A 22,408-nucleotide genomic window follows, 5' to 3' on the forward strand; every position below is an offset into this window, starting at 1 on the left:
CACGTGCGTGACACTGCGCGACCGAGTGCGGCGGCCGGTGGTTCGTTAGGGGGGCGCGGCCCGCGATGCAGTCCGGATTCAACACGAACATCCGTCATCGCGGCGTGCTCTTCCACGTGCAGACCGAGGACAGCGGGAAGGCGAACCCGCACGTCATCACGCATCTCTTCCACGGCGGCAACATCATGGCCTCCGAGAAGCGCGACTACTCGGAGCAGCTCGCGGCGGGCGGCAACCTCGAACAGGTCGTCCGCGCCCTCATGGAGTCGCAGCACAAGGCGATGCTCAAGCGCCTGCGCGCGGGCGAGCACGACGCGGTCATCCTCGAGCGACTCGGCCCCGAGGCCTTCGACGCGCCCTCGGGCGAGGTACAGGATCCGACGGACACCGCGGCGGCGATGACGCCCGAATCGCCGACGCTCCCGCCCGAGGACGAGACGCCCGCACCGCCGCCGCCCGCGGCCGGCGGCGCGCGTCCGGCGGCGGCGGCGGCGCGCGCCTTCGGGCAGGGCGTCGTGTCCGCCAAGCCGCTCGACGAGGTCGTGCTCGACTACCTCGTGGAGAGTGCGCGCAAGCGAAAGCGCGCGGGCCGGTGAGCCGCCTCGCGCGGCGCGCGCCCGCCGCGGGCAGCGACGCCGTCGTCCGCACCTTCCACCTCTCGAAGACCTACCTCGCCGGCCAGTACGCGCTCCACGACGTGACGCTCGAGATCGCGAAGGGCGAGCTCGTGTTCCTCACCGGGTCGTCGGGCGCCGGCAAGACGACGCTGCTGCGGTCGCTCTTCGCCGCCGAGCGGCCGAGCGAGGGGCAGGTGATCGTGCTCGGTCGCAACGTCGGGCGGCTCACCGAGCGCGCGATCCCCGTGCTGCGGCGGCGCATCGGCGTCGTGTTCCAGGACTTCAAGCTGCTGTCGCGCCGCACGGTCGAGGAGAACGTGCGCGTCGTGCTCGACGTCGTGGGCACCGATCGCCGCGAGGCGAAGGCGAAGGTGTTCCAGCGGCTGAAGGAGGTCGGTCTCCAGCACCGCCGCTACCACCATCCGCTGTCGCTCTCGGGCGGCGAGCAGCAGCGCGTCGCGCTCGCGCGCGCGCTCGTCGGCGACCCCGATCTCCTGCTCGCCGACGAGCCGACCGGCAACCTCGACCCGGCGCTCACGATCGAGATCATGGACCTGATCGTCGGCGCGTCGCTGCGCGGAACGTCGGTGGTCGTCGCGACGCACGACATGGCGCTGATCGAACGCTATGCGAAGCGCCGGCTGCACCTCGACGGGGGGCGCCTCGTGGAGGACGTGCCGGCCGGGGCGCGCGCGTGAGGCGCGCGCTCGTCGTCGCGCGCGTCGTGCTCGAGAGCGCGGGGCGCGGCCTCGTCGCGAGCCCGGTCCCGAGCGCGATCGCGGTCGTCACGATCGCCATCGCGCTCGTGCTCGTCGGCGCGTTCGCGCTCGTCGTCGGCAACATGGAGGGCGTGCTCACCCGCTTCGCGAGCGAGCTGCACGTCACGGCCTACCTCGAGCCCGGCCTGTCGCCGGACGAGCAGCGCGCGCTCGCGCGCGCGGCGGAGCTGATCGAGGGCGTCGCGTCGGTCGAGCTCGTGACGCCCGAGCAGGCGCTCGAGCGCTTCCGCGCGACGATGCGCGGCAGCGAGCTGCTCGCCGGCCTCGAGGACAACCCGCTCCCGCCGTCGATCGAGCTCGAGCTCACGGAGGCCGCGCGCACGGGCGAGGGCGTCGCGGTCGTCGCCGCCGCGCTCGACGGGCTCCCGGGCGTCGACGAGCTCGCGCACGGCCAGGACTGGGTGGAGGGCTACGCGCGCGCGGCCGCGCTGGCGCGGTCCGCGGCGACGCTGCTCGGCGCGGTGCTCGTCGGCGCGGCGCTGCTGATCGTCGCGAACACGATCCGCCTCGGCGTGTACGCGCGCGAGGACGAGATCGAGATCCTCTCGCTCGTCGGTGCCGGCCGCGGGTTCGTGCGCGCGCCGTTCGTGCTCGAAGGGGCGGCGCAGGGCGCGCTCGGAGGCGGGGTCGCGCTCGCGGTGCTGTGGCTCGCCTTCCGCAGCTTCCTGCCGCGCCTCTCGTTCGGGCTCGCGCTCTTCCTCGGCGACCGCGCGCCCGCCTTCTTCGCGGGCCGGGAGGCGGCCGTCGTGGTGCTCGCCGGCGCGGCGCTCGGCGCGCTCGGCTCGCTCGTCGCGCTCGTCGGGTGGCGGCGGTGAGGCGCCGCGCGCGCCGGCCGGCGGCCGCTCGCGCGGCGGGCACGCGTGCGGTGTTCGTCGCGCTCGCGGTGGTCGGGGCGATCGCTCCGGCGCGCACGGCGTCGGCGCAGGAGCGCGAGCAGCTCGAGGAGCTGCGCGAGCGCATCGAGGAGAGCCGCGGGAAGGTCGAGCAGCACGAGGCGGAGGAGCGCGCGCTCTTCGACCGGCTCGACGCGATCGACCAGCGCCTCGCGTCGCTCGGCGTCTCGGCGCGCGCGGCGCGGGCCGATGCGCGCCGCGCGCGCGCGGCGCGCGACGAGATCGTGCGCGAGACGGAGCGGCTCGCGGGCGTGCTCGCGCGCACGCGCGCGGCGATGCGCACGCGCGCGGTCGCGCTCTACAAGGCGGGCGACGTCGGGCCGCTGCGCGTGCTCTTCTCCGCGGATTCGCTGCGCGAGCTGATGCAGCGCGTGACGGTGCTCGAGCGGCTGCTCGAGCACGACGGCGCGCTGGTCGCCCGCTACGAGCGCGACGCCGTGGCGTACACCGCGGCGCGCGCCGACGCGGACCGCGCGACGGCCCGGCACGAGGCCGCCGCGGCGAAGCTCGCGTCGGAGGAGCGCGCGCTCGCGGGCGAGCGCGGCGCGAAGCGCGAGCTGCTCGCGCGCGTGCGCAGCGACCGGCGGCGCGAGCGCGCGCTGCTCGTCGAGCTCGAGAAGTCGGCGCGCGCGCTCGAGGTGAAGCTCGCGGAGATCGGCGAGTCGGGGCGCCGCGACGCGGCGTGGGTGGACGGCTCGGGCTTCGCGGCCGCGCGCGGCGCGCTCCCGCTGCCCGTCGACGCGCGCGTGACGGGCCGCTTCGGACGCGTCACCGACGCCGAGTTCCACACGCAGACGGTGCGCAACGGCGTCGAGTTCGCGGCCGAGGAGGGCGAGCTCGTGCGCGCGACGGCGCGCGGCGTCGTGCGCTTCGCCGGCTGGTTCCGCGGCTACGGCCGCATCGTGATCCTCGACCACGGCGATTCGTACTTCACCGTGAACGGCCATCTCTCCGAAATCGACGTGGCCGTCGGCGACCGCGTCGAGGCCGAGGGCGCGATCGGGCGCGCGGGCGACACGGGGTCGCTCACGGGCGCGAAGCTCTACTTCGAGCTGCGGCAGGGCAAGGACGCGATCGACCCGCTGCCGTGGTTCGCGCCCGAACGGCTGGCCGCGGCCCGCTGAGCCGGACGCGCGGTTGCCGCTACGCTCTGGCGCCCTCGTCCGCGCGATCGCCGGACGCGGTGGCGCGACGCTCGCCGACCACGAGGTTCCGCACGCATGGACTCCCGCTCGGGCACGAACCCCTCCGCCACGAACGCCCCCGGCGCGCCGCACGCGCCGCGCCGCCGTGGGCCGTCGGACGCGCGCGCGGCGCGCGTGCGCATGCTGCTCTCGTTCGCGCTCGGCGTGCTCGCGGCGGCCGGCGCGATGCTCGTCGGCGACGCGACGCGCAGCGAGGCCTCGAACCGCTACGACGACCTCGGCCTCTTCTCGAGCGTCGTCGACCACGTGCGACGCCACTACGTCGAGGCGATCGACGACCACGAGCTGATCGCGGGCGCGATCCGCGGGATGATGGCCGAGCTCGATCCGCACTCGGCGTTCATGGAGCCCGACCAGTACCGCGAGATGCAGATCGACACGAAGGGCGAGTTCCACGGCCTCGGCGTCGAAATCCACAAGACGCAGGGCGGGTACGTCGAGGTGGTGTCGCCGATCGAGGGCACGCCCGCCGACCGCGCGGGCATCCGCGCGCGCGACCAGATCGTGTCGATCTGCCCGACCGAGGTCCCCGAAGACTGGGAGCCCGGCGAGACGTGCCGGCCGACGGACGACATGTCGCTCGTCGAGGCCGTCGCGCTCATGCGCGGCAAGAAGGGCACCGCGATCACCGTGCACGTGTGGCGCGAGGGCTTCGACGAGCCGCGCCCCTTCACGATCGTGCGCGACGTCGTGCAGATCGCGTCGATCTCGTCGGAGCTGCTCGAGCCGGGCTACGGCTACGTGCGCGTCCGCCAGTTCCAGGAGCGCTCCGCCGAAGACCTCGCCGGCCAGCTCGACGCGCTGCGCGACGAGGCCGACGGGAAGCTCGAGGGCCTCGTGCTCGACTTGCGCGACAACCCGGGCGGGCTGCTCGACCAGGCGGTGAAGATCGCGGACCTGTGGCTCGGCGACGGCCTCGTCGTGTACACGCAGGGCCGCGACGAGGACGAGCGGCAGGAGTTCCGCGCGAAGCCCGAGCGCACCCAGGGCGCGTACCCGCTCGTCGTGCTCGTCAACGCGGGCAGCGCGAGCGCTTCGGAGATCGTGGCCGGCGCGCTGCAGGATCACAAGCGCGCGCTCGTGCTCGGGACGCAGACGTTCGGCAAGGGATCCGTGCAGACGGTGTTCCCGATCGGCGACTACGGGCTGCGCCTCACGACCGCGCTCTACTACACGCCGTCGGGCCGCTCGATCCAGGAGGTCGGCATCCGCCCCGACATCGAGGTGCAGCCGGCGCCCGCCGCGGGCGAGCAGGCCGCGCCCCGCCGCGTGCGCGAGCGCGACCTGCGCGGCCACTTCACGCAGCAGGACGCGGCCGGCGACGCCGGCGACGACGAGGGCGTGCCGGTCGAGGTCGAGATGCAGGCCGAGCCCGACGCGGCCGCCGGGGAGCCCGAGGACGCCGCCGTCCGCGTGCGCAGCGACCTCCAGGTGCGCCGCGCGCTCGAGGTCCTGAAGAGCTGGACCTACTTCGAGAACCTGCGCGCGCCGGCGCCGACGAGCACGTCGACCGCGCCGCCGCTCGCGCACGCCGCGCCGATGCCGACGCCGTGAGCCGCCGCGTCCTCGCGGTCGCCGAGCTCCTCGAGGGCGTGCGGCGCCTGCTCGAGGACGCCGTCGGGCGCGTGTGGGTGGCGGGCGAGACGAGCAACGTGTTCGCGTCGCCGGCCGGCCACGTGTACTTCACGCTGAAGGACGGCACGGGCCAGATCCGCTGCGCCTTCTTCCGCGCCGACGCGCGCCGCCTTCGCTTCGACATCGAGAACGGGATGGAGCTCGTCGTGCACGCCGAGCCGTCGGTCTACGTGCAGCGCGGCGAGCTGCAGCTCGTCGTGCGCGACGCGGAGCCGCGCGGCGCGGGCGCGCTCGCGATCGCCTTCGAGCAGCTGCGCGCGCGGCTCGAGGCCGAGGGGCTCTTCGCGGCCGCGCGCAAGCGCCCGCTGCCCGCGCACCCGCGGCGCGTCGCGGTGGTGACGTCGCCGCGCGGCGCCGCGATCCGCGACGTGCTGCAGGTGAGCGGGCGGCGCTGGCCGTCGACGCCGATCGTCGTCGCGCCGACGCGCGTGCAGGGCGAGGGCGCCGAGCACGAGATCGCAGCCGCGATCGCGCGCGCCGCGGCGCTCCCCGACGTCGACGTCGTGCTCGTGGTGCGCGGCGGCGGCTCGCTCGAGGACCTCTGGTGCTTCAACACCGAGGTCGTCGCGCGCGCGATCGCGGCCGCGCCCGTTCCCGTCGTGAGCGGCGTCGGCCACGAGACCGACACGACGCTCGCCGACTTCGCGGCCGACGCGCGCGCGCCGACCCCGTCGGCGGCCGCGATGCTCGCGCTGCCCGATCGCGCGGCGGCGCGCGCCGCGCTCGCGGCGCTGTGGGACCGGCTCGCGGGGGAAGGGCGCGCCGCGCTCGAGGTGCGGTGGCAGCGGCTCGACCGCGCGCGCGGCGCGGTGCGGCGCCTCTCTCCGCTCGCGCGCCTGCGCGCGCGCCACGAGCGCTGGCGCGCGGCGGCGCGCGCCCTGGCGCGCGTCGGGCGCGGCGAGCTCGCGCGCGCGCGCGCCACGCGCGCGCCGTCGTCGCGCTCGGCGCGCGCGCGCCGACGACGGCCGTCGCGCGCGGGCGCCTCGCCGCCGCCGCGGCCGCGCTCGCGCGCTCGCTCGCGCGCGGCGCGCGCACGCAGCGCGCCGCGCTCGCGCTGCGCGCCGCGCGGCTCGACTCGCTCTCGCCGCTCGCCGTCCTCGCGCGCGGCTACGCCGTCGTGCGGCGCGCCGACGACGGGCGGCTCGTGCGCGAGGCGCGCGACGCCGAGGTCGGCGCCGCCGTCGACGTGCGCGTCGCCCGGGCCCGGCTGCGGGCGCGGGTCGAGACGGTGCGCGCGCTCGAGCCCGCGCCGGCCGGCGCCCGGCCGCCGGGCGCGGCCGGGCCGCCTCGTCGTTAGGCCCGAAAGCCGCTTTCGTTACGCGGGTTTTCGCCGCGAGTCGCTTTGACCCCGCGCTAGGCCGGAGCTAGCTTCGGCCGCCATGCCGCGAGCCCGAGGCAAAGCCGCGAATCCGCCGTCCTCCGGCGCTCCCGACGCGTCCGACGCCCCGCGCGCGGCGGCCGTCCCGGCCGATCTCCCGTTCGAGCAGGCGATCGAGCGCCTCGAGGGCGTCGTCGACGCGCTCGACGACGGCGAGCTCGACCTCGAGGCCGCGCTCGCGGCGTTCGAGGAGGGCGTCGCGCTCTCGAAGCACTGCGCCGCGCAGCTCGACCGCGCGGAGCGGCGCATCGAGCTGCTGGTCGAGGAGGGCGGCGAGCTGCTCGCGAAGCCCTTCGCGGCGTTCGCGGCCGAAGGCGATGGCGACGCCGACGACGCCGCCGACGACGCGGACGGCGCGTTCTGATGGACGCGGCCGGCTACCTCGCCGAGCGCACGCCGCTCGTCGACGCGCGGCTCGAGCGGCTGCTGCCGCCGGCCGACGCGCCGCCGCGCGCGCTCCACGGTGCGATGCGCCATCTCGTCTTCCCGGGCGGCAAGCGCCTGCGGCCGGCGCTCGCGTTCGCCGCCGCCGAGGCGCTCGGGCGCGCGCCCGAGGTCGCGCTCCCCGCCGCCGCCGCGGTCGAGCTCGTGCACACCTACTCGCTCGTGCACGACGACCTGCCGTGCATGGACGACGACGACGTGCGGCGCGGCCGGCCGACCGTGCACCGCGCCTTCGGCGAGGCCGTGGCCGTGCTCGCGGGCGACGCGCTCCAGGCGCTCGCGTTCGAGGCGCTCGCCGCGCCCGACGTCGAGCCGGCGCGCGCGGCGGCCTGCGTGCGCGACCTCGCCGCCGCGGCCGGTGCGCGCTTCCTCGTCGGCGGCCAGGTGGACGACCTCGACTTCGCGCGCGAGCCGGGCGAGGCCGACGGCGCGCTCGCCGGCCGCATCGAGCGCGTGCACGAGCGCAAGTCGGCGGCGCTGATCGCGTGCGCGATCGCGTGCGGTGCGCGGCTCGCCGGCGGCGACGAGGCGCGCGTCGACGCGCTGCGCGCGAGCGGCCTCGAGCTCGGCGTCGCGTTCCAGATCGCCGACGACTGGCTCGATCGCGACGACGAGCAGGACCACTGCTCGCTCGTGCGCGCGACGGGGCCGGACGCGGCGCTCGCGCGCGCGGAGGCGCTGCTCGCGAGCGCGCTCGCGCGCCTCGACGCGCTCGGCGCGGCGGCCGAGCCGCTGCGCGAGCTGATGCGCTTCGCGGTGCGCCGCGAGCACTGAGCGGGCGGCCTTGGCTTCGAGCCGGGAGGACGGAATGGGCGAGCGACTGCTCCACGGAATCGATCGGCCGGCGGACCTGCGGAGGTTGCCGCGCGAGAGCCTCGAGCAGGTCGCGGGCGAGCTGCGCCAGGAGATCCTCGAGAACATCTCGCAGACCGGCGGGCACCTCGCGTCGAGCCTCGGCGCGGTCGAGCTGATCACCGCGATCCACTACGTGTTCGACACGCCGACCGACCGGCTCGTGCTCGACGTCGGGCACCAGGGCTATCCGCACAAGATGCTGACGGGGCGGCGCGCGCAGTTCGAGTCGATCGGGAAGGCCGGCGGCATCGCGAAGTTCCTGCGCCGCTCCGAGAGCGAGTTCGACCACTTCGGCGCCGGCCACGCGGGCACGTCGATCTCGGCCGCGCTCGGCATGGCGCGCGCGAAGCACCACAAGGGCGAGCCCGGCTACACGATCGCGCTGATCGGCGACGGCTCGATGACGGCGGGCATGGCCTTCGAAGCGATGAACCACGCCGGGCACCTGAAGGAGAAGCGGCTCGTCGTCGTGCTGAACGACAACGAGATGTCGATCGACCCGAACGTCGGCGCGCTCTCGTCGTACCTGTCGCGCAAGCTCTCGGCGCCGATGGTGCGGCGCATGAAGCACTGGGCGCGCGACTTCCTCGGCTCGATGCCGGGCGACATGGTGCACTGGGCGCGCAAGGCCGAGGAGTCGCTCAAGGTCTTCTTCTCGCCCGGCCTGCTGTTCGAGGCGCTGTCGTTCAAGTACGTCGGGCCGATCCAGGGCCACCGCATGGACGTCGTGCTCGAGACGTTCGAGAACGTGAAGCGCATGCTCGAGGAGGGCGACGGCCCGATCCTCGTGCACGCGATCACCGAGAAGGGACACGGCTACGACCCCGCGCAGCGCGACCCGCTCAAGTACCACGGCGTCGGCACGTTCGACGTCGGCTCGGGCGCGTTCGCGCCGAGCAAGCCCGGCCCGCCCGCCTACACGAAGGTCTTCGCCGACGCGCTGATCGGGCTCGCGAAGGAGGACGAGCGCATCGTCGCGATCACGGCCGCGATGGCGCCCGGCACGGGGCTCGACAAGTTCGCGCGCCAGTTCCCCGACCGCTTCTACGACGTCGGCATCGCGGAGCAGCACGCGGTGACGTTCGCGGCGGGCCTCGCGACCGAGGGCATGAAGCCGGTCGCGGCGATCTACTCGACCTTCCTGCAGCGCGCCTTCGACCAGGTGGTGCACGACGTGTGCCTGCAGAACCTCGACGTCACCTTCGCGCTCGACCGCGCCGGCCTCGTCGGCGCCGACGGCGCGACGCACCAGGGCCTCTACGACCTCGCGTACTTCCGGACGCTGCCCAACACCGTGGTGATGGCGCCGAAGGACGAGAACGAGCTGCGCCACATGCTGAAGACGGCGATCGAGTACCCGGGGCCGGCCGCCGTGCGCTACCCGCGCGGCGCGGGGCAGGGCGTGCCGCTCGACCCGGACCTGAAGGCGATCCCGATCGGCGAGGCCGAGCTGCTGCGCGACGGCGACGACGTCGCCATCGTCGCGATCGGCTCGCTCGTGCACCCCGCGCTCGAGGCCGCGGCCGAGCTCGCGGCGGACGGCATCCAGGCGGCGGTCGTGAACGCGCGCTTCGCGAAGCCGCTCGACGACGCGCGCATCCTGCCGCTCGCGAAGCGCTGCGGCGCGGTGCTCACGCTCGAGGAGCACAGCGGCATGGGCGGCTTCGGCGGCGCGGTGCTCGAGGCGCTCGCCGCGGGCGGCGTCGAGGTGCCGACGCGCGTGCTCGCGGCGTCCGACGAGCTGCACGAGCACGGCGCGACGCTCGACTCGATCGGCCTCGGCGTCGCCGACATCGTCGCCGCCGCGCGCGCGCTCGCGGCGCGGCGCGCGGGGGCGCGCTGACGGCGGCGCGCGAGCGCGGCGGCGACGGAGCGCGGCCGACGCGCGCGGCGCCGCACGAGCGCCGCCCGCGCCTCGACCAGCGCCTCGTCGACGACGGCCTCGCGGAGACGCGCGCGCGCGCGCAGGCGCTCGTGCTCACGGGCGACGTCCTCGTCGACGACGTGCCCGTGACGAAGGCCGGCACGCGCGTGCGCCCCGAGTCGCGCGTGCGCGTGCGCGTGCGCGGCGGCGGCTCGCGCTACGTCTCGCGCGGCGGCGACAAGCTCGCGGGCGCGCTCGCCGACCTCGCGCCGCAGGGGCTCGACCCGCGCGGCCTCCACTGCCTCGACGTCGGCGCCTCGACCGGCGGCTTCACGGACTGCCTGCTGCAGGCCGGCGCGGCGAGCGTCGTCGCGGTCGACGTCGGCTACGGCCAGCTGCACCCGCGCCTGCGCGACGACCCGCGCGTCCTCGTGCGCGAGCGCACGAACGCGCGCGACCTCGAAGCCGCCGCGCTCCCGCACGCGATCGACCTCGCGGTGTTCGACGCGTCGTTCATCTCGCTGCGCCTGCTGCTCGCGCCGGTCGCCGCGGTCGCGCCGCGCGCGCAGGTGCTCGCGCTCGTGAAGCCGCAGTTCGAGGTCGGCCGCGAGCGCGTGGGGAAGGGCGGTGTCGTGCGCGACGACGCGGAGCGCGCGGCGGCGGTCGACGCGGTGGCGGCCGCGGCGGCCGCGCTCGGCTATCGCGAGCGCGCGCGCGTCGACAGCCGCGTGCACGGCCCCAAGGGGAACCGCGAGATCTTCCTGTGGCTCGCGCCGGCGCGCGCCGATGGCGGCCCGACCGCGCCGCGAGCCGGGGGAGCGGGCTGCTAACCTCGCCGCCCGCGCCCCGGGCCGCGCCCCGAACGATGGGGAGGAGAACGGATGTCGATCGTGAACGTGACCGAGGCCGCCAGCGCCCGCATCGGCCAGCTCCTCGACCAGGACGGCAAGCGCGAGACGCACGCGCTGCGGATGAAGGTGATCGGCGGAGGCTGCTCGGGCCTCCAGTACCAGCTCTCCTTCGACGACGTCGTGAAGGAGAACGACACCGAGCTCGACGCGGGCGGCGTGCGCCTGCTCGTCGACGAGAAGAGCGCGCTCTATCTCGTCGGTTGCCGGCTCGACTTCGTGGACACGCTCCAGGAGTCGGGCTTCAAGATCGACAACCCGAACGCTTCCAACACCTGCGGCTGCGGTCAGTCGTTCTCCGCCTAGCGTCCCGCCATGCCCGACGCGGCACGGCCCCTCTACCTCGACCACCACGCGACGACGCCGCTCGACCCGCGCGTGCTCGACGCGATGGATCCGTTCCTGCGCGACGAGTTCGGCAACGCGGCGAGCCGCACGCACGCCTACGGCTGGCGCGCGGAGGCCGCGGTCGAGAGCGCGCGCGAGCGCATTGCCGCGGCGCTCGGCGCCGAGCCGCGCGAGATCGTGTTCACGAGCGGGGCGACCGAGTCGAACAACATCGCGGTGCTCGGCGCGGCGCGCGCGCGGCGCGCGCACGGGCGCGACGGCGTCGTCGCGCTCGCGACGGAGCACCGCGCCGTGCTCGACCCCCTGCGCGCGCTCGAGCGCGAGGGCTTCCGCGCCGTCGTGCTGCCCGTCGGTTCCGACGGCCTCGTCGACCTCGACCGTCTGCGCGACGCCGTCGACGAGCGCACGGCGCTCGTCAGCGCGATGGCGGCGAACAACGAGATCGGCGTGCTCCAGCCGCTCGACGCGATCGGCGCGATCGCGCGCGAGGCCGGCGCGTGGCTGCACAGCGACGCGGCGCAGGCGGCCGGCCGGCTCGCCTTCGACCTCGCCGCGCAGCCGATCGAGCTGCTCTCGCTGTCGGGCCACAAGCTCTACGGGCCGAAGGGCGTCGGGGCGCTCTTCGTGCGCGCGCGGCGCCCGCGCGTGCGGCCCGAGCCCATTCAATATGGGGGCGGGCACGAGCGCGGCCTGCGCTCGGGGACGCTCCCGGTCGCGCTGTGCGTGGGGCTCGCGCGCGCGCTCGAGCTCTGCCTCGCGGAGCGCGAGGCGGAGCAGGCGCGGCTCGCGCGCCTGCGCGACGGCCTCTGGGAGCGCCTCGCCGCCGAGCTCGACGGCGTGCGCTGCAATGGGCTCGGCGCGCCGCGCCTCGCGGCGAACCTGAGCGTCTCGATCGAGGGCGTCGACGTCGACAAGCTCCTGCTCGCGCTCCCCGACCTCGCACTGTCGACGGGCTCGGCGTGCAGCTCCGCGCAGCCCGAGCCGAGCCACGTGCTCTCGGCCATCGGCCTGCCGCCGCGCCTCGCGCGGGCGTCGCTGCGCTTCGGGCTCGGGCGGGCGACGAGCGAGGACGACGTCGCCTACGCCGCCGCGCGCGTCGTCGAGGCGGTGCGCGGGCTGCGCGGCGTCTAGGGCGCGGCGGCGCCTTCGCGGCAGGGGCGGCGCCCGGGGGCCGCGGCTACCCTGCGCGCCCGCTCGTCGCCGACGACGCGAGCGCAACGAGAGGCCCGCCGCGCGACGCGCGGGCGAAGCACCGAAGAGGAACAGCGCAGCATGGCGGACCGGAAGTCGACCAACATCACCTGGCACGTGGGCGACGTGTCGCGCACCGATCGCGAGAAGCTGCTCGGGCAGCGCGGCGCGACGGTCTGGCTCACGGGCCTGTCGGGCAGCGGCAAGTCGACGGTCGCCGTCGCGGCCGAGAAGCGGCTCGTCGAGGAAGGCCGCGTCGCCTACGTGCTCGACGGCGACAACATCCGCCACGGCCTCAACAGCAACCTCGGCTTCTCGCCGGCGGACCGCACGGAGAACATCCGCCGCATCGGCGAGGTCGCGAAGCTCTTCACCGACGCCGGCGTGATCGTGTTCACCTCGTTCATCTCGCCGTATCGCGCCGACCGCGACCTCGTCCGCAACAACCTCGCGGACGGCGACTTCATCGAGGTCTACGTCGCCGCCGACGTCGCGACGTGCGAGAAGCGCGACGTGAAGGGCCTCTACGCGAAGGCGCGCAAGGGCGAGATCCCGGAGTTCACGGGCATCTCGGCGCCGTACGAGGAGCCGCTCTCGCCCGAGGTCGTGCTCGACACGGGCGCGCAGAGCGTCGACGAGAGCGTCGACCAGCTGGTCGGCTACCTGCGCGCGAACGGCTATCTCGGATGACCGTCGCGCGCGGCGCCGCGCCGCGGGCCCGCGCAGCGGCGCGCGCGCGACGCGCGGCCCTCGCCCCCGTGGTCGCGCTCGCGCTCGCGAGCGGGGGCTGCGCGGTGCTCGGCGTCCCGGCGCCCCGGCGCGAGGCGCCGCTCGTCCAGCCCGACCTTCCCGCGGACTACGACGTCCTCGTCGCCGAGTTCGCCGCGCGCGACGGCGACCTCGCGGGCGCGCTCGAGGCCTATCGTCGCGCGGCGGAGAAGGACCCCGGCTCGGCGGCGCTCGCGCGTCGCACCGCCGCGCTCGCGGCACGGCTCGGCGAGTTCGACGCGGCCGCGCGCGACGCCGAGCGGACGCTCGCGCTCGATCCGGGCGACGTCGAGACGCGCGTGCTGCTCGCGCGGCTGCGCCGCCAGCAGGGCGACACCGCCGGCTTCGAGGCCGCGCTGCGCGACGAGAGCGGCGCTCCCATCTCGTTGCACGCCGGCATCCTGCTCGTGCAGCACCTGCTCGAGGCCGGTCGCGGCGCCGAGGCGCTCGGCACCGCGGAGGGGCTGGTCGAGCGCTACCCGGACGAGCCGAACGCCTACTTCTCGCTCGCGTCGGTGTACGAGGAGGCGGGCGAACGCGACCAGGTCGAGGCCGTCCTGCTGCGCGCGATCGCGGCCTTCCCCGACGACGCGCGCCTCTACGTGCGGCTCGCCCAGGTGCGCCGCGCGAACGGCGACGTCGACGGCGAGATCGCCGCGAACGAGATGCTGCTCGAGCGGAACCCCGAGCACCTCGGCACGCTGCGCGCGCTCGCCGAGCTCTGGAAGCGCAAGGGCGACCTCGACCGCGCCGCGCAGCTCTACGAGCGCGCCGCGCGCCTGTATCCCGACGAGCCGACGCTCGTGAAGCACCTCGTCGGGCTCGACCTCGAGCGCGGCGACTACGCGCTCGCGGCCGAGCGCCTGCGCGACGCGAGCGAGCGGACGCCGGACGACTTCGACCTGGTCTACATGCTCGCTCTCGTCGAGCTCGAGCTCGGCGACCTCGAGCGCGCGGAGGCCACGCTCGCGCGCGTGCCGCCCTCGCACCCGAGCTACGGCGACGCGCGCAAGCGACTCGCCGCGCTGCGCCAGCACGCGGGCGACGACGCCGGGGCGCTCGCGCTGCTCGAGGAGCTGCGCGTGCTCGAGCCCGGCAAGGAGAACGACTTCGCGACGGCCGGGCTGCGCGCGCGGACGGGCGACCTCGCCGGCGCGGTGGCGCTCGTGCAGGAGTGGATCGACGCCGATCCGCAGGACGCGTCCGCGCTCTACCAGATGGGCCTCGTGTACGACGCGGCGAAGCAGCGCGACGAGGCGATCGCGTGGATGCGGCGCGCGCTCGAGATCGAGCCCAGCGACGCGCACGCGCTCAACTACATCGGGTACACGCTCGCCGAGCGCGGCGAGCGGCTCGACGAGGCGGAGTCGCTCATCCAGCGCGCGCTCGAGCTCGCGCCCGACGACGGCTACATCACCGACAGCCTCGGCTGGGTCTACTACATGCGCGCGCGCCCGCTCGTGGAGGCGGGGCGCGCCGCCGAGGCCCGGCCGTGGATCGAGCGCGCGCTCGCGACGCTCGCGCGCGCCGACGAGCTGGCCGGCGGCGATCCCGTGATCTCCGAGCACATCGGCGACGTACACCGGCTCGCGGGCGACCTCGCCGCCGCGCTCGAGCACTACGAGCGCGCGCTCGAGCAGGAGCCGCGCGAGGGCGAGCAGCCCGAGCTCGACGCGAAGATCGACGCGCTGCGCGCGCAGCTCGGGACGCGGTGACGCGCGGCGCGCCCGCTCGCTCGCGCAGCGCGCGGACGGGCGCGCGGCTCGCGGCGGCGCTCCTCCTGGCCGCGCTCGCGGGCGGCTGCCGCACGGTCGTCGATGCGGGCGCGCCGCTCGCGCCGGACGATCCCGCGCTGCGCGGGCGCCTCGCCGCGCTGCGCGAGCGGAGCGCGCGCCGCTCGGCGCTGCGCGGCCTCGCCCACGTCGCCCTCGATGCGCCGGGCGCGCGGCTCTCGCGTCCGCAGCGCGTCGTGGCGGAGCGCCCGGCGCGGCTGCGCGTCGAGGTGCTCGGCCTCTTCGACCAGGTCGCCGGCATCGTCGCGACCGACGGCGCGCGCTTCGCGTTCGTCGACCTCGCGTCGGGCCGGCGCGAGGAGGGGCCGGTCGACGACGATCTGCTCTGGCGCACGGCGCGCATCGACCTCGCGCCGAGCGAGGCGGTGGCGCTGCTGCTCGGCGCGCCGCCGATCGACGACGGCGCGCACGTCGTCGCCGCGCGCTCGTTCGCCGACGGCGCGATCGCCGCGACGCTCGCGGTGTCGGATGCGGCGCGCGCGGAGCCGGCGCGTCTCGAGCTCGAGTGGGACGGGGCGGGGGAGCTTCGCCGCGCCGCGCGCACCGACGCGAGTGGCGAGCGCTGGAGCGCGCGCTTCGGCGACGTGCGCGACGCGGGGGGGCGCCCGTTCGCGCACGACATCGCGCTCGAGTTCCCGCGCGTCGGCGCGTCGGCGCGCATCGAGTTCCGCAGCGTCGAGCTCGACCCCGTCCTTTCGCCCGGGCTGTTCGTGCTACAAGTACCGCGCGGGGGATGAGCGCGATGTCGATCGCGCTCGCATCGGTCGCGCCACGACGAGCCCTTCCACGAGCGTCTGTCGCGTCGCAGCGCACTGCGCGGCGTGCTCGCTCCGCGCCGGTTCCCGGCGCGGCGCGCGCGGGACGGGCGGGCGCGCGGAGGCGGAGAGCGGCGCGGTGCGCGGCGCGCGCGGACGCCGGGAGGTCGCGGGGTGCAGGGCAGCGGTGGTCTCGCAGGCCTCGTGGCCGCGCTGCTCGCGGCCCTGCTCGCCGTCACCGCCTTCCAGTCGTTCCAGCTCCACAACCTCGAGGAGCGCGCCGTCGTCGAGGCGCGCCAGCTGCGCGAGCTCGGTGCGTCGACCGACCGGCTCGCGGCGCGCGTCGACACGCTCGTGCGCGGCGGCGTGCGCGTCGCGGGAGCCGGCGACGTCGCCGACGCCTACGCCGACGTCCCCGTGCTCCACCCCGAGCGCCCGAACCTGCTCGCGCGCGACCCGTTCTCGTGGGCGAACCCGGACGTGCCGCACGACCAGACGCTGTTCCGCGGCTGGGAGTCCGGCGACCCCAAGGGCTTCAACACGCTGATCGAGAACGAGGCCGACCTCGCCCACAAGGTCGAGCACTACACGATGGAGTCGCTCGGCGGCGTCGCGCGCTGGACCGACCCGCTGCAGGAGGTGCAGGGGCTCGCGTGGCGCGTCGAGGGCAACGACGATCACACCGAGTTCGTCCTGTACCTGCGCCGCGGCGTGAAGTGGCACGTGCCGAGCGGGGTCGACCTCTCGGACGAACGCTATGCGTGGCTGCGCGGCGAGCACGAGCTGACCGCGCACGACGTCGTGTTCGGCTTCGACATGCTGATGAACCCGCAGGTCGAGAACGGCGCGATCAAGAGCTACTACGGCGACCTCGAGAGCTGGGAGGCGATCGACGACTACACGGTGCGCGTGCGCTGGAGGAAGCCCCTCTACTTCAACCTGTCGCTCTCGATCAGCGCGCCCGTGATCCCCGAGTTCCTCTGGGCGTACGACGAGAGCGGCCAGCGCTTCCCCGACGAGACGATCGGGCTGCGCTTCAACCAGCACTGGTACGCCAGCAAGGGCGTCGTCGGCACCGGGCCGTACCGCATGGCCGAGTACCGCCCGGGCGTCTCGATCACGCTCGAGCGCAACGAGGACTACTGGGGCGAGAAGCCGCCCATCGAGCGCATCGTCTACTCGATCTACAGCGATCCCGAGCGCACGCTGCTGATGCTGAAGTCGCACGAGATCCAGGTGGGCGACCTGCGCCCCGGGCAGTACCGCAACGAGCTCCTGCGCTGGCAGGACGTGCCGGCGGCCGAGCGGCCCGACACGCCGTTCCTGAACGGCGACGTCGAGTGCTCGAAGCAGCTCGACTTCGCGTACTCGTACATCGGCTGGAACGCCGACCGCCCGGTGTTCGCGGACGCGCGCGTGCGCCACGCGATGACGCTCGCGTTCGACCGCCAGGCCATCATCGACGACATCTACGTCGGGCTCGGCGAGATCGCGCCCGGGCCCTTCCTCTCGACGAGCCCGTTCAACGACCCCGACGTCCCGATCGAGCCGTTCGACCTCGAGCGCGCGCGCGCGCTGCTCGCGGAGGCCGGCTGGACGGACAGCGACGGCGACGGCCTGCTCGACCGCGACCTCGACGGCGACGGCACGCGCGAGCCGTTCGAGTTCTCGCTGCTGCTCTTCGCGCACTCGACCGAGGGGCTCGCGCTCGCGAACGTGCTGAAGGACGACCTCTCGAAGATCGGCGTCCGCATGCGGATCGACGCCGCCGAGTGGAGCCTGATGCAGAAGAAGATGGACGAGAAGCAGTTCGACGCGATGTACGCGGGCTGGGCCGTCGGCTGGGAGGGCGACCCCTACCAGATCTGGCACTCGTCGCAGGCCGACGAGCCGAAGGGCTCGAACCGCATCGGCTTCCGCGACCCGGAGGTCGACCGCCTCATCGTCGAGCTGCGGGCGACCTTCGACCGCGACGAGCGCATCCGCATGTACCGGCGCATCCATCGCCGCATCGCCGAGGCGCACGCGGTGTCGTTCTTCCGCGTGCCGTACACGGTCTTCTGCTGGTGGTCGGACGTGAAGGGCGTGAAGTTCCCGATGACGCGTCCGCTCGTCGACAGCCTGCCGTGGTGGATCGAGCCTCGTTGAGCGAGGGCGCGTGAAGGCCTACCTCGTCAAGCGGCTGCTGCTCATGATCCCGACGTTCCTCGGGATCACCCTGCTGGTGTTCGCGGTGCTGAACCTCGCGCCCGGCCGGCCCGGCGCGGCGCAGAAGGGCGCGGAGAGCGCGACCGACCCGGGCGCGGAGGCGACGGCCGAGTCGTATCGGATCTTCCGCGAGCAGTTCCACCTCGACAAGCCGGTGCTCCTCAACACGCTCTTCGCGCTCGACGAGGCGGAGGTGCGCGACGCGCTCGAGGTCGTGATCGGCCGCGCGTCGCGCGACGCGGCGGAGCGCGTCGCCGCGAGCGAGCGCCTCGACGACTACGGGCGGTACGCCGTTCCGCACCTCGTGGCCGTGCTCGCCGAGGCCGACCGCGCGGGCGACGCGCGGATGCGCGACGCGGCGGTGGCCTTCCTGCGCCGCGCGGCGCCGCGGCCGCTCGTGGATCCGTTCGACCCGCACCCGCCCGAGCGCGTGCGCGAGCGCAACCGCGAGATCGACGCGGAGAACGCGTACCTGCGGAGCCTGCGCTACGACGCGGGCGCGCCCGAGGCGGAGGCGAGTCGCATCGCCGGGCTGTGGCAGCAGTGGTACGGCGACCACGCCGAGCGCTGGCGCACCTCGACCGGCGAGCGCCTGCGCATCCTCCTCCTCGACACGCGCTTCGCCGCCTACTGTCGCAACCTCGCGCGCCTCGACTTCGGCGTCTCGCTCGTCACGAAGGAGCCCGTGCTCGCGACGCTCGTCGCGAAGCTCCCGTACTCGCTCACGCTCTCGGTCGGCTCGCTCCTGCTCGCGTACGCGATCGCCATCCCGCTCGGCATCCTGTCCGCCGTCTCGAAGGACTCGCCGCTCGATCGCGCGACGACGGTCGTGCTCTTCATGCTCTACTCGCTCCCGAGCTTCTTCGTCGCGACGCTGCTCCTCGCGCTCCTCTCGACGGCGTCGCAGTACGAGTGGCTGCGCCTGTTCCCGACGGGGGGCTTCCGCTCGCGCGACTACATGGAGCTCACGAGCCTCGGGCAGCTCCGCGACGTCGCGCACCACATGGTGCTGCCCATGTTCTGCGCGACCTACGGCTCGCTCGCGAGCCTGTCGCGCTACATGCGGACGGGTCTGCTCGACGTGATCCGCTCCGACTACGTGCGCACCGCGCGCGCGAAGGGGCTGCCCGAGATCGTCGTGATCGGCCGCCACGCGGTGCGCAACGGGCTGCTCCCCATCCTCACGCTGCTCGCAGGGCTCCTGCCCGCGGCGCTCGGGGGCGCGGTCATCATCGAGTACATCTTCGGCATCCCCGGCATGGGGCTCTGGATCGTCGACTCGATCTTCGCGCGCGACTACAACGCGATCATGGTCGTGCAGCTCTTCTCGACGCTGCTCGTGCTGGTCGGCATCCTGCTCACGGATCTGAGCTACGCGCTCGTCGATCCGCGGATCCGCTTCGAATGAGCGCCGCGCCGCACGCGAGCTACGGCGCGATCGTCGCGGCCGAGCTGCGCCGCAACCGCGTCGCGATGGCGGGCCTGTGGGCCGTCGGCGTGTTCTTCGCGCTCGCGACGGGCGCGCCGCTCGTGTCGCTCGACCAGCCGTTCGTCGTGCTCGGGCCGGAGCGCACCGCGTTCCCCTGGTTCGGCGCGCTCTTCAACCGGCTCGTGTTCGAGAACGCGGTCGACGTCTTCTTCAACCTGCTGCTCGTCGGCGCGCCCGTGTATGCGCTCGTCTGGGCGTGGGGTCGCCGCCGGCTCGGCCCGGGCTTCGCGCGCGTGCGCGGTGCGTGGCTGCGCCGCTTCGCGGCCGCGCACCTCGCGCTGTTCGCGCTGCTCCAGCTCCCGGGCGTCGGGCCGTTCGAGAACCCGCTCCACTACACGGCGCCGGTCGTCGACTGGGAATCGGAGCTCGCGCGCATGGACGCCGCCGCGCCGCCGGGCGCGTCGCCGACGGTCGCGATCTACCCCGTCCGCCCGTACCACTTCCGCGGCACCGACCCGTCGCGCACCGTGCAGGCGCCGGGGCTCGCGCACTGGCTCGGAACGGACACGGAGGGGCGCGACGTCTTCGCCCGCATGCTCTACGGCACGCGCGTCTCGCTCACGATCGGCGTCGTCGCGGTCTCGATCTACGTCGCGATCGGCATCGTGCTCGGCGCGTTCGCGGGCTACTTCGGCGGCTGGGTCGACGTCGCCGTCTCGCGGGCGATCGAGGTGATGATCTGCTTCCCGAGCTTCTTCCTGATCCTCACGCTCGCGGCCTTCGTCGAGGAGCGCTCGATCTTCCACGTCATGGTGATCATCGGGGTCACGAGCTGGACGGGGGTCGCGCGCCTGGTGCGCGCCGAGTTCCTCCGCCACAAGGCGCTCGAGTACGCGCAGGCGGCGCTCGCGCTCGGCATCCCGCGCCGCCGCATCATCTTCCGGCACATCCTCCCGAACGCGATCGCGCCCGTGCTCGTGTCGGCCACGTTCGGCGTCGCGTCGGCCATCCTCACCGAGTCGAGCCTCGCCTTCCTCGGCCTCGGCGACGTCACGGCGCCGAGCTGGGGCATGACGCTCGCGGCCGGCCGCCTCGAGCGGAAGCTCTGGCTCATCCTGGCGCCCGGCCTCGCGATCTTCGCGCTCGTGAGCGTGCTCAACCTGGTCGGGGAGGGGCTGCGCGACGCCCTCGACCCGAAGCTGCGGACCTAGCATGGCGGTGCCGCTCCTGCGCATCGACGACCTGCACGTCGAGTTCGCGACGAGCGCCGGAACGGTGCGCGCGGTCGACGGGGTGTCGCTCGAGGTGGGCGAGGGCGAGACGCTCGCGCTCGTCGGCGAGTCGGGCTGCGGGAAGTCGGTGACGGCCCTGTCGGTGCTCGGGCTCGTGCCGAGCCCGCCGAGCCGCGTCACGGCGGGTCGCATCCTGTTCGCGCCCGAAGGCGACGCCGGCGTCGTCGACCTCGTCCGCGCGGGCGACGAGGAGCTGCGCGCGATCCGCGGCAACGACGTCGCGATGATCTTCCAGGAGCCGATGACGAGCCTGAACCCGGTCTTCCGCGTGGGCGACCAGATCGCCGAGGCCATCGTGCAGCACCGCGGGCTCGACGAGGCGGACGCGTTCGCCGCGGCCGTCGGCATGCTCGCGCGCGTCGGCATTCCCGCGCCCGAGCGCCGCGCGCTCGACTACCCGCACCAGCTCTCCGGCGGCATGTGCCAGCGCGTGATGATCGCGATGGCGCTCGCGTGCGACCCGAAGCTCCTGATCGCCGACGAGCCGACGACCGCGCTCGACGTCACCGTGCAGGCGCAGATCCTCGACCTCCTGCGCGCGCTGCAGAGCGACCTCGGCACCGCCATCCTCTTGATCACGCACGACCTCGGCGTCGTCGCCGAGGTCGCGCACCGCGTCGTGGTGATGTACGCGGGCCGCATCGTCGAGCGCGCGAGCGTCGCCGACCTCTTCGCGCGCCCGCGCCATCCGTACACGGCGGGGCTCCTGCGCTCGATTCCGCGGCTCGGCGAGGAGGGCGCACGCCTCGAGCCCGTCGAGGGCAGCGTGCCGGACGCGCTCGCGCTGCCCGCCGGATGTCGGTTCCACCCGCGCTGTGCGTTCGCGCGCGAGCGCTGCACGCGCGAGGCCCCGCCCGAGCGGCGGCGCAACGACGCGAGCGCCGCGGTCGCGCACGCGTCGGCGTGCTTCGCCGTCGACGAGGAGCCGGGCCTCGACCTGCTCGCCCACGACGCGCCGCGCGCGAGCGCGACGCCCGAGGCGACGGCGTGAGCGGCGAGCCGCTGCTGCGCGTCGACGGCCTCGAGAAGCACTTCCCGGTGACGGCGGGCGTGCTCGGGCGGACGGTCGGGCAGGTGAAGGCCGTCGACGGCGTCTCGTTCGAGCTCGGCGCCGGACGCACGCTCGGCCTCGTCGGCGAGTCGGGCTGCGGCAAGACGACGGTCGGCGAGTGCATCGTGCGGCTGCTCGAGCCGACGGGCGGCCGCATCCTCTTCGGCGGCCGCGACATCACGCACCTGCCGCAGCAGGAGCTGCGCGCGCTGCGGCGCGAGCTGCAGATCGTCTTCCAGGATCCGTTCGGCTCGCTCAACCCGCGCATGACGGTCGCGGACATCGTCGGCGAGGCGCTCGCCGTGCACGGGCTCGCGCGCGGCGCGGACGTCGAGCGGCGGGTCGTCGAGGTGCTCGCGCGCGTCGGCATCCCGGGCGCGTGGATCGGGCGCTATCCGCACGAGTTCTCGGGCGGGCAGCGCCAGCGCATCAGCATCGCGCGCGCGATCGCGCTCGAGCCGCGGCTCGTCGTGTGCGACGAGGCGGTGTCCGCGCTCGACGTCTCGATCCGCGCGCAGGTGCTGAACCTGCTCGTCGCGCTGCAGCGCGAGATGGGGCTCGCCTACGTCTTCATCTCGCACGACCTCTCGGTGGTGCGCCACATCGCCGACGACGTGGCGGTCATGTATCTGGGGCAGATCGTCGAGAGCGCGCCGCGCGCCGAGCTGTTCGCGGCGCCCGCGCACCCGTACGCGCGATCGCTGCTCTCCGCGATCCCGGTCGCCGACCCCGCGCACCGCAGCCGGCGCATCGTGCTCGAGGGCGACGTGCCGACGCCGATCGATCCGCCGTCCGGCTGCCGTTTCCACACGCGCTGCCCGGCCGCGTTCGACCGCTGTGCGCGCGAGGAGCCGCCGGCGTTCGGCGTCGGCGCCGGGCCGCACCGCGTGAAGTGCTGGCACGCGGAGGGGCTCGTCGACGACGCGGGCTGGCACCGCGTCGCGCTCGCGCGCTCGGCCGAGGCGGAGCGCGCGCGGCGGCGGCCGACGGCGGGC

Annotated in this window: 18 protein-coding genes and 2 pseudogenes; all 20 read left to right on the plus strand. The window is 74.9% G+C overall.

The annotated features are described in order from the left end of the window. The first annotated feature begins 65 nt into the window (after positions 1 to 65). The 20 genes and pseudogenes from R3E88_07715 (at position 66) to R3E88_07810 (ending at position 22,255) form a co-directional block, all read left to right on the plus strand. Positions 66 to 596: a hypothetical protein gene (locus tag R3E88_07715; GenBank protein ID MEZ4216349.1), complete on the plus strand. Its 531-nt coding sequence runs from the start codon at positions 66 to 68 to the stop codon at positions 594 to 596. Then, positions 593 to 1,315: a cell division ATP-binding protein FtsE gene (ftsE, locus tag R3E88_07720; protein MEZ4216350.1), complete on the plus strand. Its 723-nt coding sequence runs from the start codon at positions 593 to 595 to the stop codon at positions 1,313 to 1,315. Before R3E88_07715 ends, ftsE begins: the two co-directional genes overlap by 4 nt. After that, positions 1,312 to 2,211: a permease-like cell division protein FtsX gene (locus R3E88_07725; protein MEZ4216351.1), complete on the plus strand. Its 900-nt coding sequence runs from the start codon at positions 1,312 to 1,314 to the stop codon at positions 2,209 to 2,211. The genes ftsE and R3E88_07725 overlap by 4 nt, the downstream gene beginning before the upstream one ends. 50 nt (positions 2,212 to 2,261) lie before the next feature. Continuing rightward, the gene (locus R3E88_07730) at positions 2,262 to 3,413 is read left to right on the plus strand and encodes a M23 family metallopeptidase (GenBank protein ID MEZ4216352.1); all 1,152 of its coding nucleotides are present in this window, start codon (positions 2,262 to 2,264) and stop codon (positions 3,411 to 3,413) included. A 96-nt stretch (positions 3,414 to 3,509) separates the two neighbouring features. Beyond that, on the plus strand, positions 3,510 to 5,048 hold the full coding sequence (locus R3E88_07735; protein MEZ4216353.1) for a S41 family peptidase: 1,539 nt from the start codon (positions 3,510 to 3,512) through the stop codon (positions 5,046 to 5,048). Between the two features lie 71 nt (positions 5,049 to 5,119). Continuing rightward, positions 5,120 to 6,426: pseudogene (gene xseA, locus R3E88_07740) on the plus strand (exodeoxyribonuclease VII large subunit). A gap of 82 nt (positions 6,427 to 6,508) precedes the next feature. Further along, a complete protein-coding gene (locus R3E88_07745; GenBank protein MEZ4216354.1) occupies positions 6,509 to 6,871 on the plus strand; it encodes an exodeoxyribonuclease VII small subunit in 363 nt (120 codons plus the stop codon). Beyond that, on the plus strand, positions 6,871 to 7,725 hold the full coding sequence (locus R3E88_07750; GenBank protein ID MEZ4216355.1) for a polyprenyl synthetase family protein: 855 nt from the start codon (positions 6,871 to 6,873) through the stop codon (positions 7,723 to 7,725). Before R3E88_07745 ends, R3E88_07750 begins: the two co-directional genes overlap by 1 nt. Before the next feature lie 34 nt (positions 7,726 to 7,759). Then, positions 7,760 to 9,649, plus strand: a complete 1,890-nt coding sequence (dxs, locus tag R3E88_07755) for a 1-deoxy-D-xylulose-5-phosphate synthase (protein ID MEZ4216356.1) — start codon at positions 7,760 to 7,762, stop codon at positions 9,647 to 9,649. Then, on the plus strand, positions 9,646 to 10,500 hold the full coding sequence (locus tag R3E88_07760; GenBank protein MEZ4216357.1) for a TlyA family RNA methyltransferase: 855 nt from the start codon (positions 9,646 to 9,648) through the stop codon (positions 10,498 to 10,500). The genes dxs and R3E88_07760 overlap by 4 nt, the downstream gene beginning before the upstream one ends. 51 nt (positions 10,501 to 10,551) lie before the next feature. Next, the gene (locus tag R3E88_07765) at positions 10,552 to 10,884 is read left to right on the plus strand and encodes an iron-sulfur cluster assembly accessory protein (GenBank protein MEZ4216358.1); all 333 of its coding nucleotides are present in this window, start codon (positions 10,552 to 10,554) and stop codon (positions 10,882 to 10,884) included. A 9-nt stretch (positions 10,885 to 10,893) separates the two neighbouring features. After that, positions 10,894 to 12,057: a cysteine desulfurase family protein gene (locus tag R3E88_07770; protein MEZ4216359.1), complete on the plus strand. Its 1,164-nt coding sequence runs from the start codon at positions 10,894 to 10,896 to the stop codon at positions 12,055 to 12,057. 141 nt (positions 12,058 to 12,198) lie between these two features. Continuing rightward, entirely contained in the window at positions 12,199 to 12,807 is a 609-nt protein-coding gene (gene cysC, locus R3E88_07775) for an adenylyl-sulfate kinase (protein ID MEZ4216360.1), read from the plus strand. 68 nt (positions 12,808 to 12,875) lie between these two features. Next, complete coding sequence (locus tag R3E88_07780) at positions 12,876 to 14,600, plus strand: tetratricopeptide repeat protein (GenBank protein ID MEZ4216361.1); 1,725 nt, start codon at positions 12,876 to 12,878, stop codon at positions 14,598 to 14,600. Then, on the plus strand, positions 14,597 to 15,415 hold the full coding sequence (locus tag R3E88_07785; protein MEZ4216362.1) for a hypothetical protein: 819 nt from the start codon (positions 14,597 to 14,599) through the stop codon (positions 15,413 to 15,415). Before R3E88_07780 ends, R3E88_07785 begins: the two co-directional genes overlap by 4 nt. A gap of 192 nt (positions 15,416 to 15,607) precedes the next feature. Beyond that, positions 15,608 to 17,581 (plus strand): ABC transporter substrate-binding protein, encoded by a 1,974-nt coding sequence (locus R3E88_07790; GenBank protein ID MEZ4216363.1) that lies wholly within the window; start codon positions 15,608 to 15,610, stop codon positions 17,579 to 17,581. Positions 17,582 to 17,591: 10 nt separating this feature from the next. After that, entirely contained in the window at positions 17,592 to 19,049 is a 1,458-nt protein-coding gene (locus R3E88_07795) for an ABC transporter permease (GenBank protein ID MEZ4216364.1), read from the plus strand. After that, positions 19,046 to 20,281 (plus strand): ABC transporter permease, encoded by a 1,236-nt coding sequence (locus tag R3E88_07800; protein ID MEZ4216365.1) that lies wholly within the window; start codon positions 19,046 to 19,048, stop codon positions 20,279 to 20,281. The genes R3E88_07795 and R3E88_07800 overlap by 4 nt, the downstream gene beginning before the upstream one ends. 1 nt (position 20,282) lies before the next feature. After that, positions 20,283 to 21,353, plus strand: a complete 1,071-nt coding sequence (locus R3E88_07805; protein MEZ4216366.1) for an ABC transporter ATP-binding protein — start codon at positions 20,283 to 20,285, stop codon at positions 21,351 to 21,353. Next, positions 21,350 to 22,255 (plus strand): annotated as a pseudogene (locus R3E88_07810) (ATP-binding cassette domain-containing protein). Before R3E88_07805 ends, R3E88_07810 begins: the two are co-directional and overlap by 4 nt. Positions 22,256 to 22,408 lie beyond the last annotated feature (153 nt).

Source organism: Myxococcota bacterium, assembly GCA_041389495.1.
Lineage (GTDB): Bacteria > Myxococcota_A > UBA9160 > UBA9160 > UBA4427 > JAWKRT01.

What these genes read in the sequence shown, in the direction of transcription:
- R3E88_07805 (MEZ4216366.1), top strand. Translation starts at nt 20,283, where the DNA reads ATGGCGGTGCCGCTCCTGCGCATCGACGACCTGCACGTCGAGTTCGCG.
- R3E88_07745 (MEZ4216354.1), top strand. Translation starts at nt 6,509, where the DNA reads ATGCCGCGAGCCCGAGGCAAAGCCGCGAATCCGCCGTCCTCCGGCGCT.
- R3E88_07750 (MEZ4216355.1), top strand. Translation starts at nt 6,871, where the DNA reads ATGGACGCGGCCGGCTACCTCGCCGAGCGCACGCCGCTCGTCGACGCG.
- R3E88_07800 (MEZ4216365.1), top strand. Translation starts at nt 19,046, where the DNA reads ATGAGCGCCGCGCCGCACGCGAGCTACGGCGCGATCGTCGCGGCCGAG.
- R3E88_07770 (MEZ4216359.1), top strand. Translation starts at nt 10,894, where the DNA reads ATGCCCGACGCGGCACGGCCCCTCTACCTCGACCACCACGCGACGACG.
- R3E88_07765 (MEZ4216358.1), top strand. Translation starts at nt 10,552, where the DNA reads ATGTCGATCGTGAACGTGACCGAGGCCGCCAGCGCCCGCATCGGCCAG.
- dxs (MEZ4216356.1), top strand. Translation starts at nt 7,760, where the DNA reads ATGGGCGAGCGACTGCTCCACGGAATCGATCGGCCGGCGGACCTGCGG.
- cysC (MEZ4216360.1), top strand. Translation starts at nt 12,199, where the DNA reads ATGGCGGACCGGAAGTCGACCAACATCACCTGGCACGTGGGCGACGTG.
- R3E88_07715 (MEZ4216349.1), top strand. Translation starts at nt 66, where the DNA reads ATGCAGTCCGGATTCAACACGAACATCCGTCATCGCGGCGTGCTCTTC.
- R3E88_07735 (MEZ4216353.1), top strand. Translation starts at nt 3,510, where the DNA reads ATGGACTCCCGCTCGGGCACGAACCCCTCCGCCACGAACGCCCCCGGC.